This is a genomic window from Photorhabdus antumapuensis (genome assembly GCF_020387775.1).
Classification (GTDB): Bacteria; Pseudomonadota; Gammaproteobacteria; order Enterobacterales; family Enterobacteriaceae; genus Photorhabdus; species Photorhabdus antumapuensis.
The window spans coordinates 1-14,405 of record NZ_JAHZMK010000033.1 but is presented as its reverse complement, the minus strand read 5'-3'; the positions used below and the strand labels follow the sequence as shown (position 1 = coordinate 14,405).

Genomic DNA, 14,405 nt, shown 5'->3' with positions numbered 1-14,405 from the left:
AACAAAGAGGCAACTTGAAAGATAACGGGTATAGTACTTTCAACAGAGAGTCAATCAGTGATTAACTAAGATAAGAGCCTTCATTACCCATGCATGAATCTCTGACAATTGCATTACTTCAGGCGCGAGAAACCGCAATGGGTTTTTTTCGTCCAATCCTTAAGAGTCATAATCTGACTGAACAGCAGTGGCGTATTATTCGTGTACTGTCTGGTAATCGGTCAATTGATTTTTATGATTTGTCTTGCCAGACCTGTATTCTTCGTCCAAGTCTGACTGGGATATTGACTCGCATGGAGCGTGACGGATTGATCTTTCGTCTTAAACCGATGAATGACCAACGCAAACTTTATGTTTCTTTAACGCCGGATGGCCAGAAACTTTATGAAAAGGCGAAAGAGCAGGTAGAACAGGGATATCAGGCGATTGAAAAAGCCTTCTCACCGGAGAAATTGGTTCAGCTTTCCGCTTTGTTGGAAGAATTAATTGCTGTGGGTAACAACTTACCGGTAAATATAAATACAGAAAAGGAAGTTAAGTAAATAAAATCTCCATTGGAAATGATGGTAATGAATAAAACTAATAATTGCTGAGTAGCATCAGCAATTATTAGTTTTAGCTATTGAATAATTAGCGTTAATATTTCCTGTGGGTAGATAATAAATTGCCCACGAAATATTGTACCTGTTGGGTAATGATGGGTGAGAGTTTCCCGCAACACTAACGTTATTTCATTATTTTTGAGGGATAGGGCAGTAATTTCAGCCGCTTCAAAACCAAAGAATCGTTTTACTTGTGGATAAAGTGCTTTATACAAGCTCTCTTTTACCGAAAAGGCAAGGGTAAACGCTTGTTCAAATGATAAATGACAATGTTTCAGAAGTTGGATTTCCCTGTCATTCACAATCATTTTTGTGATTTCATCTATATTTTGACGATCAACGATAGCTTCTACATCGACACCAATTAATCTGTTATTAGTTTGCGGTGCAGCCAGCACCATTGCACAGTAGGTTGAATGAGAAACGGAACCGCAAATACCTTCCGGCCAGATTGGCGCGCGATCATTACCAGAGATCAAATTAAATTCGGGTTGCCCTAATTGAGTTAAAAGTTGTCTGGCGCAATAACGTGCTGTCAGATATTCAGCTCGCCGTTTCTTGACGGCTTTGGCTAATGTAGCAGGGAAGGGGAGATTTAATTGATCGAACAATTTGTCGTGATAATGAGCAAGCTCAAAACGAGCCTGCCAGAAATGCACTTGGGGATGTTTAACAACCGTTCCATACTTGATTTGAGTGATAAATCCACCGCCATCTTTTGGCAGCGGTGCTTGATTGATGTGTATAACTGTTTGTTCCATGTTGATTATCCAGATAAGAAAATGCTACACAGTTTATACTTAATATCACTCATATTGAACGGTAAAATGTGCTGTGGCGTTAGCTGTACCACCTTTTATTCTATCATTGGTCTGGTAATAGCGGGCAGTGAAGGGTAAATTATAATCAGAATTCCTGTCAGAATAACCTACAATAAATGGTTTTCCAATAGGAATGGGTGTTCCCATATATAAGATTTGTACACCAACCCCTTTTGCTGTATTTGTTGCATTAGCTCTGTCTAATTGAATAATACTTTCTGGGGCGCCATTGATTGTTTTTGCTGAAAATGTAATTGTAGGTTTGATTTTTTCTGTACATTCAATGCTGATATTAAAATCAGCATGACCAGCAGTTGTTCCTATTCCTTTAAATAAATAACTAGGAACATTACCAAAATTTACTGTCGGTGTTGAGGCTATTGTCATACAGCCAGTAGCCTTAAATCTGTATAAGCCTGAATGCCTTATTGATATTAAACTTGTACTTCTTCTTTTTCCTGATGTTACTAATTTAAACATCATACCATTAGATAATGTTTTTTGTATATCAATTGCCCCTGTTTTGTAAAGATAGATATTAATACTGCCTATATCTTCCCAGGTGATGTTTCTTCTTGTTCCCAGATGATGTGAGTAATTAGATCCATCTGTTTGAGGATACCCTATTTCACCGATTTTCCCCCCTGAAATAGTAAAATATAAGTATAACCTATTTGGGATTATTTCTAATCCACCCGTTCCATGTGGCGTTTTAATTGATGCTCTTCCAGGGAGAACACTGTCACCAAACATTAGGGATACATTGTCTTCGTCTTCATCACATGAAAAAATCGGATCAGTTATACCAATTCCCATCTCATTAGCTATCTGTGCAGCACTGAAAGTTGTTACATAAATACTTTTCGTATTATCTGTGTTAAAACTCAATTTAAAATTATTTAAATTGAATGCTAAAGTAGCACTTCTCACTCCTGATTTTAACCAGCAATCAGCATATGATTTATTATTGAATAACATCAGTATAGAAGAAATTAATAACCATAAATATCGTTTCATATATATTCCAGTTGAGTTCTGTTCTTAATTACTGACAGTGTAATGAAGCGAGAATAGTGCCATTATTTTTTTTGGTATAATTTATTAGTGAGATTAATATGGCAGATTTATTTATCGTCTAAATCAGGTTTTAATTCTGCTGTATTATTAACCTCACGGAGGAAAACTTCTCTTTTTTATGTTAATTCAATGTTAATACTTTAAGTTAAATTAGATGATTTGTAAAGTTATTTGTATTCAATTGTAAATTGTACTGATGCATTAGCTTTTCCGCCGGTTATTTTATCATCTATTTGGTAATAATGGGCAGTAAGCGGTAAATAATAAAGATCTTTTTCACCTCTCCATTCAGTTATAGTAAGAGATGTACCCATATAAACAGGATTATTGTTATGTAACAATTGAACACCAATACCTCTGGCTGTTTTTCCCTCGCTGTATTGATGTAGTTTAACAATGCTATTTAGACTTGGGCTCACTGTTTCTCCTGTGAACCTAATAGTGGGAATATTTTTATCTTTACATTGAATGAGAATATAAAAGTCATTACGGCCAGCAGTAGAGCCTCTGCCTTTAAATGAAGAAGTATTGATTTTGCCAAATTTTATTTCTTGATAGGGGGTGGATGTCATACAGCTTTGACTGCCAATTATATTGTCCTTATTATATTTGATATTTATTAATTTTTTACCATCACTTGTTGATAAAGATGATATCATCCCTCTTTTTAGTATGGAGCCTGATTTGATATCGCTTGTTTGAATAAGATTAATTGTTATTTTACCGATATCTCTTAAAGTTATTTTTCTATTGATGCCATCATGAGAGCTACCTTTCCCATCTCCATCATAAGATACGGAAAAATATAAATTATCTACACTTGTTTTTATCCAATCACTCTCTTTGGATAATCCTATTCTACCTGATGTTGTTTCGAAAGAGATATTTTCATTATTATCACAGATAGCAATGGTTGAATCGGCTTTAATATTTATTTTATTAGCCAGCTCCATAGGGCCGTATTCAGCTATGGTAATATGTTTTCGAATATTATAGTCTGCATTGATAATTTCATTTATCTCAACATTTAAATCAATTGCTTTAAAATTATTGCTTAATTTACATGAGGCAATTGATTTTGTAATATTGAGTAGTGTTAGCAATAATGTTGCTAATATAATTAATCTATTTTTCATGCTTTCCCTAGATATACCTAATAGATTTCGAGCCGCAGCGCGGCGGCAAGTGAACGAATCCCCAGGAGCATAGATAACTATGTGACTGGGGTGAGTGAAATCAGCCAACAAAGCAGCAGCTTGAAAGATGAAGGGTATAAATATTATTTTAATCACTGACAACGTAATGAAGTCAAAATAATACCATTAATTTTTTGATATAATTTACTATCGAATTGAATATGACAGCTTTGTTTATTGCCTAAATCGGCTGTTAATTTTGCTGTGTCACTCACACCACTCAGGAAAACTTCTCCCCTTTCATTCACCATACCGTTGACACCATTTGGGCCTGTGATTACCGTGCCGAATGGGAGCTTCTTACCGTGATGTTGTAAAGTTAAAAATACTCGATGACCAACACGGATAGAATAATCTGCCAATACCAAAGCCCCTTTGGTTGGAATGACCTTAGTGGTTGGATTATCAATATCTATATCATTACCAAATGTATTGGTGTCAAGAGATAACATATTTTCCCGATATTGCGATATATAAGGCACAACGGTATATCCCCGCCAATCTGTACTTATGGACGTATTATTCAGTACCTTAGCATGGGTTGCCCCAGGGGCTCGAATTAAGGCACTAGCGCCGCTTTCGCTAATATTTTGCGCCAAGGTAATGCCATAGGGATGGGCAATAATTGCCCCCTCTAATCCATAATTAACCCGCTGATTTTTTCTATGATCAGTGGTGTAACCTACATTCATTGAACCATATGAGCCTCTGTAATATAGGCTGGCGGCATTACCTGATTCTTTTTCTTTCTCTGATTTTTCGTAGCTGTAATCTTGAGAAATCATATAGTTCAGATTTTGTTGTTCCAGTAAAGAGCCGGATAATGTCATTGAATGCTGGCTGTTACCGTTGGTGTGATAAGAGGTATCATAATCTACCGATGCACTGTGATTATCTGATGGCAGCCATTTATCCAGAGGAACACTGATATTGAATGAAAAAACTTGATCGTTATTGATTCCTGAACGATTACGATGGTAATTGTAGCTCAGTGACAAAGAGATATCATGAATATTAGTGTTATAGGACATAGAATATGACTGATTCTTACTGGCTTTATCCTGCCAGTAATCTTGTTGCCAGGCAGATAATGAAAGACTACCATATTGTCCTAAGCTTTGGCCCATCGTTATTTGCATCCGGTTTTTAGGTGTGCTATTTCTGTTATTATCAGCAAATTGGTAGGTATTATTGGCATCGCTAAAGCTGTAATAACCATTGGTATTGTAGCGATAACCCGCTAATGTCACTGTTGTATTGGTTTCAGTAAAACCTTTACTGTAGCGTATCTGATAAGATTGTCCGGTTTTCTTTTCTCCGTTTGGGAAATGAGTTGCTGCATTGGTAACATCAATTGATATTGCGCCAAATTTCCCCAGATTATGCCCCAGACCTAATGCATGACTTTGATAGTCAGAAGAGGCAATAACTCCACCATAAATGGTGGTGCTATCCCATAACCCGTAAATAGCTTCTGTCTGAATAAATCTTTTTTTACTGGCCTGTTTGCCACCGCTGAATTTACCGATATTAGCAGAATATTTCATTTGGCCGGTACGGATCATTAATGGCGAAGCGGCAAAGGGTTGAGTAAACTTTCTGACTTTACCATTTTCTTCATAAATGGATATTTCCAGATCACCGTTCAGGTTACTGGGATAAATATCGGTAATTTCAAAGGCGCCCGGTGGAACAAAAGTTTGATAAATAAGATTATCTTTCTGATGGACTTCTATCCTCGCGTGCGTCATGGCGATACCGCGGACAACAGGTGCAAACCCTTGCTGGCTATCTGGCAACATTTGGCTATCAGACATCAATTTAATGCCATTAAAAGTGAAACTATCGAATACCATACTGTCGGTGGATGTTTCACCCAATACCAGTCGAGATCTTAATGGACGAATATCCCGTTCAGCATAGGCTTTAAGCGATTTCCATTCAGATGTTGTACCCGTATGGTTGTAGTAACTATTATGACGAATTCGCCACGGACCTAAATTAAAGCCACTACGTAAGTTCAGATATTGATTCTGTTCACTTTGATTTTTATTCCAGGATTGCATTCCTGTCAGATGATAGTTGGTGAAAAACATCGGTAAACCATCATCCCATTGAGCAGGAGAGATATCTCCCCTGATTTGTGATTGCATGGCAGCCTGAGGAAAATTCAGGGTCAAAGTAAGCTGACTTAAATCCAGTTCTGCTGATGCATGTTGGATATATTTTTCTGGTTGAGAAATGATCTCTTGTTCAGCAAGTGAGGCTAATTCAGGGAAGCTTGCTGTTTTTACCCCGATTTCTTTCAGTAAATTGATAGATAATTCAGGGCAAAGTTTCTCACCGCAGTCAATAAAGGATAAGCTTTTAATGCCAATATCTTTTTTATTGACGATAACATTAACTTTATAGATGCCTGGAATGTAAGAATCTGTTTTTGATAAACTCTCCAGATTAATATTTTCTTTGTCTTTGTCTGATAATTGTAATGCATTGATATCGAAATACAGCTCTGCATATGCTGGCAACGATAAATAACAAATCATTAAAGCAAAACTGATTATTCTTTTCACAATACACTCATCAGATAATATTATCAGAAATTAAACCGGCGCTCTTCTGTTGTGCCACCGTAATCATTGATAGCAGTCAGAATCACGCTTTTTATGCCATTTTGAGCTGAAAATACCTTATGATTAAAAGGGGGAATAAATCCGGGTCTAGGTATTAATGTTCCGTCAATTTTCATCTCATTAAGATTAATGTAATAAGCCGTGGGGTTAGTTAATTGAACACCATTGGCATTGCGTGATGCTTCCAAACGATTAATGGCATTATTCGCATCATTATCAGATAGCCCTGCCGGGCGATAAATCAATTTGATAATGTTTTTTATCGTTATGATCATCTTGCTATTGTCATTTTTTTCAACTGCTGGAATCGCATTGACATTGAGTAAAAATATCGATTCCCGATCTGCTGGCAGGTGATTGCCGATATATGAAACACGAATCTGGTGCTCGCTCTCTTTCGACACCTTAAACAATGGCGGCGTAATAACGAACGGTACTTTGTTTTGACTATTATCGATATTATCTACCCACGACTGTACAAGATAAGGTCTTTCTGCATCCGAGTTAGTGATAGAAATAGTGGCTTCTTTTTGTGAGCCATTATAGATCAGGCGAGTGCCGCCTAAAGTAATCCCTGCTTGTACTTGTCCTATAAAAAAGACAAGCAAAAAGGGAGTAATAAAGCGAAGCATTTTTACTCCTTTAGTTATAAAAATATATAATTCTATTAAAGATGTTTATTCGATAATTATGGATATATGATTGTGAATTTGATATCTTTATTTATATTACCTGCTGTAATACTGGTATTTGTCGAAATTAGTTTTGCTATGAATTTTATATCAGTATTTCCATTTTTTACTGCTGTTGCAATTCCTGTAGCATATTCTTTTGGTCTTATTGCAGTTGTTCCGTTTTCCTTGAATATTTGGATACCTACGCCGGAAACGTTTGAACTGAAAACTTCATTATTGTGGGTATCGAGATCTCCATCAAAGAAGATACCTAGACTTCCTGCTACCTGACAGTTTTGTAAGGATATAGAAAAATTTTTACTCACAGCAACTATATTTGCAGTATTTCCAAATGCGCTTTTTGATAATGAACCGAAATTTACTCCAACTTCTTTACCTGCTTGTCCTGTGGCTACTGTACAGCCGCTTTCAAGAATAGTACCTCTAAATTTAATTGTTCCATCATAAGATAACGCACTGAAACTGCTAAAAACCCCTAATATTGTCATTAAAGAAGCCAAAATAAAATTCTTTTTCATTTAAAAATACCTTTACCTTAATAAATATGTGTTTTAGTTCTGTCTATACAATAAAAATATATATCTAACCATCATGATAGTTTAATGGCTGATGATATCATTAAAATCATTTTTATCATGGTATATAATGCAATCGCATTTTTAACCATTTTTTACATATATCTTTAGTTTATCCTGATTTAGTCATCATTTCTCACCATGTTATAGTCTGTGTATTTATATTCATATTGTTGATAATAAATTTCTGATATTAATTTTTTATAGAAAAGAATGGTTTTCTCTCTGAGATATCATCTATTATTGTAAGCTTATTCGTGTTGTTAATAATGATTCTTATTTTTATTTAAATGCCCGGAATCCTGTAGCATGATAAGTACCATATTGATAGCAAAATTCTTGTAAGGTACTGCTAATAACAGTGAAAAGCTCTTATAGGCAAGGTGCATAGTACATATGGATAAACTTATCTTCACTATTTTTATTGAAATGGAGATTCCATAGCGATATTAACAAAAGTAATCTATAGCTACTCAACGCACTAGTATCTTACTCAAAGAAAGTGAATATTCTGATTGGGTAAACCGTAATATGTAATGCCATCGTATTAATGATATTAATACGATCGGATAAATGGTCATCTTAACTGTGATTAAGATAACAAAAATTTCTTCTTATTTTTTTAGGAGCTAAGTTGATTTCCAATTCAGAGTTTCGTTTTTGCTTTAGGGTTATTCTCACTCGACGGAAAATAGTATTAACTAAAATATGATCTTTTTCAACAACTTAAACAAAAAAATAGTATTTTTTTTGAAATTAATTAAAATTTCTTTCTATTTCATTGTGTTATAAGATTAAATTAATCGATTGATTGAGTTAATTCAATCAAGAAATAATAATGATGTTTATTTAATGTCTTATTTTTCATCATGATATAAATTAGACAAATTGATTCATTTTTGTCTTATTATTAATTCGGATATTCTATTGTTATTGATGTGGCTGTATATTTCATCATCAAAATCATTAATCACAGTTTTAGTCATAGAAGAAATTAATCGGGCTGGAACAACTGTGTTAACAGATGTCAACTCCTGTTATCTGGTGTGTACATTTAGCGTTTCTGTCTGGCGGGTTGATATTGAAACAGTCAGCAAGTCACATAATGAAGAATTAGGTCATGGACAGTATTGAGGCTAATAGGGCTGATTTTCCAGAGACTTTAGTTGTAGTAATGAGGCATAAAGGCGTTCTATCTGGTAGAGGTAACACAATGAGAGAGTTAAAAAATTGGCACAATAATATGAATATTATTCATGTCACCTTGCTAATGCTTAATTTTGAACCAATAGTTGAGACGCTGGATTCGACTAATAAGTGCATTTTTTTCTGGGGAGAGTAATTTAAAAATGGCCTGAGAGATATCTTCCAGAGGAATATTGTTTACATTCTGGGGATCATAAAGTGTTACACATTGATTTTCAGAAACAAGGGGAGCCCAATTTTCCGGTTTAGTGACACCATAGAGGGCAACTAATTTTTTGTTTAACGCGGCTGCTAAATGGCATATTCCACCATCACCGACAATGATCAGATCGGTACTGTTGAGAAGTGACAAAAAAGATTGTAATGATTGACATTCTACTATCTGAGTTTGCTTTCCTATCATTGCTAACAACTTTTCAGCATTTGATCTGTCCTGCCGAAGAGTGGAGATAATAAAGCTGGCATCTGGAAAATATTTTTTAATTTTCTGGGAAATTAATGCCATTCGTTCATGAGTAATACTGCTCCTTTCCCGATTATTTGAAACAGAAAACAAGATAGTAGGAGAACCATGTTCTTTGACAGGCGGGAAATATTGAGATGAAATTTTAGGGAATAAATCAGAGGATAATTTGTTTATTTCAGGATTAAATACTCTTAATACTTTGAGTGCTTGATGATATCCTTTAATATATTGTGGACAGACTGAATAATTAATTAGTTTTTCATGCCATTGATGTGATTGTGTTACAGCATAACGTTTTTTAGCCCCCAAAAGCCATAAAAATAAGTTATTCAACTTCATAGGCGTGGGTTTTGCTGAAATGGCGATATCAAAATGTAACTTGCGCCATTTCAATGCAGTTCCTAAAGTAGTCGTATATTTATTCCCTTTGGGAATGATATGCGTTATTACTTCTGGGGAAAGATAACCAGCCAATTCTTTATTATTAGATTCGATGAATAGATGGATCTTTGCTGCTGGGAATCTGTATTGTAAGTATTTGATTAATGGCTGAGTGCAAATCAAATCACCAAGACCATTACGGCGTAAAATTGCAATTTTCATTTGTTGTTAACTGACATGTAGATGAATAGTACTAATAGTATCGTAAGTAAGAAAAAAGTAATACATAAACAACATTCTGTCTTGGATAACGCTTAACTTTTACCTTTAACTGTTTTCTTAAATAATTATTTGTTACCTTGTTCTTGGTGTGTGAAATCTCCGATACAGTGATGTGATTATGGTAACTTTTATATCCATAAATTGCATACCGTAGTTAATACGGTAATGCTTGAGATTACATACATCGAATGCGTCATTAGTTTATTGCCTGCGAACCAAGCACACTAAGCATTAAAATCGTTGTGAATGCAAACTCTGCCGCCACAATTGTTACCGAGGGTCATTGGTTACTTAACCGTGTGATTAACGTACAGACCTGATGGGTGTTTCGCTCATCGACATGGTGGTTTTGCTTTACCTATTTTGGTCATACGGCTGACAATGGACATATTTTTTGTTAGCTTCTTTCAGCGGCAATGTTGTTATTTCAATGGATATTATTTTTTCGCTACACGACGATTATCCTAATTGCTGAAATATCATCAGGGGCCTGTTTGTTATCCATATGAAATGGTGATAGCGACTATATAACGCCATTTCTCACAGTCAAATCTGGTGGAGTATGGGGGAGGTATTTACACTGCTTTTCCCCGCGTATCTGGATTTGTGACGAGCTTTGAAAATACATCAATGGGGGTAATAGCATGATTCGATTTGAAGATAAAGTTGTCATTATTACCGGTGCAGGAAGCGGTATAGGCGAAGCCACAGCAAAACGTTTTTCACAAGAAGGGGCTATTGTTGTATTAGCGGGGCGGAATACTGACAAGCTCAACCGTGTATGCAGTGAATTGCCATCCATCAAGGCGTTGGTTGTTCAGACGGATGTTGCAGATCGAGAATCGGTCAAAAATATGGTTGATGAAACTGTCAAGCATTTTGGCAGAATAGATATTCTGGTGAATAATGCGGGCATGTACCGTGCTGGTGATTTATTAAGCCTTTCGCTGGAGGAGGGAGATCAGGTGCTGGCTATTAATCTCAATGGGGTAATCAACTGTAGCTATTTTGCTTTGCCTTATTTGCTGAAAAGCAAAGGATGTATTGTCAATAATGCGTCTGTGTCGGGACTAGGAGCTGATTGGGAAGGGCTACACTATTGCGTGGCAAAAGGTGCGGTGGTTAACCTGACTCGTGCGATGGCGTTGGATTATGGTTCACGGGGTATCCGTGTCAATTCCGTTTGCCCAAGTCTGGTGCTGACGTCGATGACCGAACGTTTTAACGATGAGATCTTGCATCAGTTCAATGACCGAATTCCGTTGCAAAGGGCGGCAACACCAGCCGAAGTTGCGGCAGCCATTACATTTTTAGCGAGCGAAGATGCCAGTTTCATTAATGGAGTCAACTTACCGATAGACGGTGGGGTCACAGCATCAAATGGTCAGCCCCATTTTAATTGAAGATATTGCTGATCCACTATAGCTACAATATTTCAGAAATAACAAACCGGCTGTACATGAAGCGCCAGCCGGAAAATTAACTTTTATTTTAGAATGTTATTTTATTAATTTCGGGATATCACTGCTGAAATCAACCCACGGGTTGGTGCCCAGCATCTCTGCACCGTCAACACTGGGCTCGTTATAGCGCATAACGAAATGTTTCGGTCCATGGGCAAATGCTACGATCAGTCCATCCTCAGCATCCAGGAATCCAGCATGCATTCCGAGTCCGGGATAGCTGAGACGCCAAGCAGGATTGCCAGCTTCCACGCGTCCTAGCGACAGCTTTGCAATCACACCGTCCGGTAGACGGAAGAACCAGGTCCACGGACCTCCAGCCACCACTGTCATGACTTCATCAATGCCCATACCGTCTTCAGCGCTGTTCACATGCAGTTTGCCGAATTTTTCGAGAATGGTTTTTCTGGCTTCAACCGAGATTGCTTTCATATCATAAACTTTAGGATAAGGTGCAACACCGACTTCCGACGTCGACAGAAAACCGCCGCGGTGAGCTTCCGGCTGGCGACCAGCCAGTCGGATTTGTTCCAGGAGTTCTCCACGGTGTAAAGAAAATAGCGAAATCAGCTTCTCGCTCTCTTCTCCAGTGAGTGCACGCGTTTTTGATACTTCAAGAATGGGTCTGGCTTTTTCAGGGAGCGGCGTTGTACTGACTCGGACGCCAATGGAAAATAAAACCTTGTTTACGTTCTCAATGCCAATAGTCGGCTGACGTCCGTCAAGATAGGACAGGGCAAGATTTTCTGATGTTGAAATAATGGAATTGTTCATACCTACACCTCCTCAATTTTGATGTAACCGGTAAGTTCATCTGCAAAACCGAGTATAGGGAGATAGATAGTTCATTAAAATGCCTATTATGTGAAAACATTGTGCACTGACAGTAAACAATTTTAATAGCTTCTCTTATATGACCATTACTTTCCACAACCAATTTGCCTGGCGTTTATTTCAAGCGGAAATTTGCTATTTAAAGCAATTATCGGTATTCAGGGAAAGTGAATATGAAGGCAAGGCGAGTACTGTGATTCTGTAATAGAGTGGCCGTGAAAATCACGGATCACTCTTCAAATATTCAGCAGGTTTCATCCAACGCATTTATAAGGAAATCAATAAAAGCCCTTGCCTTGTTGGAACGTTCTTTATGAAAGGGTTGTATGGCATAAAGTGCCTGCGTGTCAGCTTCCCATTCAGGAAGTAGTCTGACAAGTTCACCTGACAGTAGCTCATCAGTGACCAGTAATTCAGGTAGCAAAACCACACCATGTCCGGAAAGAGCTGCCTGTTTGAGCGCAAGTCCGTTATTTACCACATAGGTTCCGGGCTTAAGGTCAATGATTTTCACATCATTTTGATTGTGAAACACCCAGCGTCGTGGAGAAGAAGATAAACTGTAGATAAGACAGTGATGAGAAGTGAGATTTTCAGGGATGAGTATTTTTTCAGAAGCCTCAATATATGCGGGTGAGGCGCACAAGACTCGCGGCACTTTTATCAGCTTCCTGGAACGAAGGCTGGAATCGCTTAGTTCACCTCCTCCGCGTATCGCAACATCTATTCCATGCTCAATAAGATCAATATATTGATCAATCATGACAACTTCGACAGAAATACCGGGGTGAGCATGCATAAACTGGCATATCAGTGGATTTAATACTTTTAACCCTATAGACATTGGAATACTCACTTTTATCGAGCCTGTTAGAGTGTGAGAAGTTTCCATAACTGATAAGTCAGCATTTTCAAGCTCGTCCAGGATGTTGCATACCTGATGATAGTAATTCCTGCCGCTTGCGGTTATATGCATGCTTCGGGTTGTTCGGTTAATCAAGGGGCTTTTAAGATGTTCTTCAAGCTCATTGATGTTCTTACTGACGGCAGCCTTGGATAAGCCTAGATCTTGGGCGGCGGCTTTGAAGCTGCCTAGTTCCACAACACGCCGGAAAACGCTGATTGCTCTTAACTTGTCCATAAGCACCACTGTTGAATGAAACCGGAAAATTTTTGGATGGTTTTTCGCTTTAAAGGCATAAACTATCGCTGACAGGGTGTTCGATACTGTCGGTACTCAGTTTCCACATAGCTTAAGTATAATTCTTACTAACCCCGATTAATTTCTTTAAATTTCTGGATCGTGTGTTTGATGGCTTGTTCTGTTGGCAAACGCTCCATTGCACTGGCGCCATAGAACCCATGGCAATCGGGGCAATGAGCTAAAATATAGGCTACATCTTCCGGTTCCGAAATTGGGCCACCGTGACACAAAATAATAATGTCATTTCGAATAGTTTTAGCTGCCGAAGCACAAGTATTAATGATTGGTATACAAGATTTCAGATCATATGATGTATTAGCACTGATATCCCCGCCAGTGGTTAACCCCAGATGTACGACGATGATATCAGCACCTGCTTGTGCCATAGCCTCAGCCTCTTTTGCATTGAAAACATAAGGAGTGGTAATCATTCCCTTTTCATGAGCCAAGCGGATTAGCTTCACCTCCAGTGCATAGCCCATGCCTGTTTCTTCCAGGTTTTTTCTGAACTTTCCATCAATAAGCCCTACTGTTGGGAAGTTTTGAATACCAGCAAAACCTTGTGCCTTCAGTTCATCCAGGAAAAGAGGTAAATTACAGAATGGATCAGTACCACAGACACCCGCCAATACAGGTGTTTCCTTAACTATCGGCAATATTTCATTACCCATTTCTCTGACAATTTCATTTGCATTACCGTATGGCATTAATCCGGCCAATGATCCTCTGCCAGCCATTCTGAAGCGTCCAGAATTATATACGATAATGAGGTCTGCCCCTCCTGCTTCCTCACAACGCGCCGAAAGACCCGTGCCTGCACCCGCTCCAATAATAGTTTCGTTACGTTCGACTTTTTGTTTTATAGTTTCAATAATTTGATTATATTTTTTCTTCATAAGAAATTCCCTGGTGTTGTACGATTTCCTTGAATTGTTGTATTACAAGAGCACAAAATTGTGGTGAATTTATG

The 14,405-nt window shown here is 37.6% G+C and carries 12 protein-coding genes; 2 read left to right on the top strand and 10 right to left on the bottom strand.

Annotated features, from left to right (window positions below; genetic code table 11):
- The first annotated feature begins 89 nt into the window (after positions 1–89).
- Entirely contained in the window at positions 90–542 is a 453-nt protein-coding gene (gene hpaR, locus KZ793_RS14035; RefSeq protein WP_112879420.1) for a homoprotocatechuate degradation operon regulator HpaR, read from the top strand.
- Positions 543–619: 77 nt separating this feature from the next.
- Here hpaR and KZ793_RS14030 read toward each other — a convergent pair whose 3' ends face one another.
- The 7 genes from KZ793_RS14030 to KZ793_RS14000 all read right to left on the bottom strand — a co-directional run bounded on the left by KZ793_RS14030 (position 620) and on the right by KZ793_RS14000 (position 9,874).
- Positions 620–1,363, bottom strand: a complete 744-nt coding sequence (locus tag KZ793_RS14030) for a 4'-phosphopantetheinyl transferase family protein (RefSeq protein ID WP_225815901.1) — start codon at positions 1,361–1,363, stop codon at positions 620–622.
- Between the two features lie 45 nt (positions 1,364–1,408).
- Positions 1,409–2,440: a fimbrial protein gene (locus KZ793_RS14025; protein WP_225815900.1), complete on the bottom strand. Its 1,032-nt coding sequence runs from the start codon at positions 2,438–2,440 to the stop codon at positions 1,409–1,411.
- Between the two features lie 227 nt (positions 2,441–2,667).
- Entirely contained in the window at positions 2,668–3,636 is a 969-nt protein-coding gene (locus KZ793_RS14020) for a fimbrial protein (protein WP_225815899.1), read from the bottom strand.
- 152 nt (positions 3,637–3,788) lie between these two features.
- Positions 3,789–6,269, bottom strand: a complete 2,481-nt coding sequence (locus KZ793_RS14015) for a fimbria/pilus outer membrane usher protein (protein WP_225815898.1) — start codon at positions 6,267–6,269, stop codon at positions 3,789–3,791.
- A 23-nt stretch (positions 6,270–6,292) separates the two neighbouring features.
- Positions 6,293–6,961, bottom strand: coding sequence for a fimbrial biogenesis chaperone (locus tag KZ793_RS14010; RefSeq protein WP_225815897.1), 669 nt, complete (start codon positions 6,959–6,961; stop codon positions 6,293–6,295).
- Between the two features lie 56 nt (positions 6,962–7,017).
- Positions 7,018–7,542, bottom strand: a complete 525-nt coding sequence (locus tag KZ793_RS14005; protein WP_225815896.1) for a fimbrial protein — start codon at positions 7,540–7,542, stop codon at positions 7,018–7,020.
- 1,324 nt (positions 7,543–8,866) lie between these two features.
- Positions 8,867–9,874, bottom strand: coding sequence for a glycosyltransferase family 9 protein (locus tag KZ793_RS14000; RefSeq protein ID WP_225815895.1), 1,008 nt, complete (start codon positions 9,872–9,874; stop codon positions 8,867–8,869).
- Between the two features lie 704 nt (positions 9,875–10,578).
- Here KZ793_RS14000 and KZ793_RS13995 point away from each other — a divergent pair.
- On the top strand, positions 10,579–11,337 hold the full coding sequence (locus KZ793_RS13995) for an SDR family NAD(P)-dependent oxidoreductase (protein WP_225815894.1): 759 nt from the start codon (positions 10,579–10,581) through the stop codon (positions 11,335–11,337).
- 96 nt (positions 11,338–11,433) lie between these two features.
- Here the strand turns inward: KZ793_RS13995 and KZ793_RS13990 are convergent, their stop codons facing one another.
- The 3 genes from KZ793_RS13990 to KZ793_RS13980 all read right to left on the bottom strand — a co-directional run bounded on the left by KZ793_RS13990 (position 11,434) and on the right by KZ793_RS13980 (position 14,331).
- On the bottom strand, positions 11,434–12,171 hold the full coding sequence (locus tag KZ793_RS13990; protein WP_225815893.1) for a hypothetical protein: 738 nt from the start codon (positions 12,169–12,171) through the stop codon (positions 11,434–11,436).
- A 304-nt stretch (positions 12,172–12,475) separates the two neighbouring features.
- Complete coding sequence (locus tag KZ793_RS13985; RefSeq protein WP_225815892.1) at positions 12,476–13,372, bottom strand: LysR family transcriptional regulator; 897 nt, start codon at positions 13,370–13,372, stop codon at positions 12,476–12,478.
- 128 nt (positions 13,373–13,500) lie between these two features.
- Entirely contained in the window at positions 13,501–14,331 is an 831-nt protein-coding gene (locus KZ793_RS13980) for a phosphoenolpyruvate hydrolase family protein (protein ID WP_225815891.1), read from the bottom strand.
- Positions 14,332–14,405: the final 74 nt, after the last annotated feature.

Bases quoted from the DNA above. Each gene is read 5' to 3' on its own strand.
- hpaR (WP_112879420.1), top strand. From the start codon at position 90: ATGCATGAATCTCTGACAATTGCATTACTTCAGGCGCGAGAAACCGCA.
- KZ793_RS14030 (WP_225815901.1), bottom strand. From the start codon at position 1,363: ATGGAACAAACAGTTATACACATCAATCAAGCACCGCTGCCAAAAGAT.
- KZ793_RS14025 (WP_225815900.1), bottom strand. From the start codon at position 2,440: ATGAAACGATATTTATGGTTATTAATTTCTTCTATACTGATGTTATTC.
- KZ793_RS14020 (WP_225815899.1), bottom strand. From the start codon at position 3,636: ATGAAAAATAGATTAATTATATTAGCAACATTATTGCTAACACTACTC.
- KZ793_RS14010 (WP_225815897.1), bottom strand. From the start codon at position 6,961: ATGCTTCGCTTTATTACTCCCTTTTTGCTTGTCTTTTTTATAGGACAA.
- KZ793_RS14005 (WP_225815896.1), bottom strand. From the start codon at position 7,542: ATGAAAAAGAATTTTATTTTGGCTTCTTTAATGACAATATTAGGGGTT.
- KZ793_RS14000 (WP_225815895.1), bottom strand. From the start codon at position 9,874: ATGAAAATTGCAATTTTACGCCGTAATGGTCTTGGTGATTTGATTTGC.
- KZ793_RS13995 (WP_225815894.1), top strand. From the start codon at position 10,579: ATGATTCGATTTGAAGATAAAGTTGTCATTATTACCGGTGCAGGAAGC.
- KZ793_RS13990 (WP_225815893.1), bottom strand. From the start codon at position 12,171: ATGAACAATTCCATTATTTCAACATCAGAAAATCTTGCCCTGTCCTAT.
- KZ793_RS13985 (WP_225815892.1), bottom strand. From the start codon at position 13,372: ATGGACAAGTTAAGAGCAATCAGCGTTTTCCGGCGTGTTGTGGAACTA.
- KZ793_RS13980 (WP_225815891.1), bottom strand. From the start codon at position 14,331: ATGAAGAAAAAATATAATCAAATTATTGAAACTATAAAACAAAAAGTC.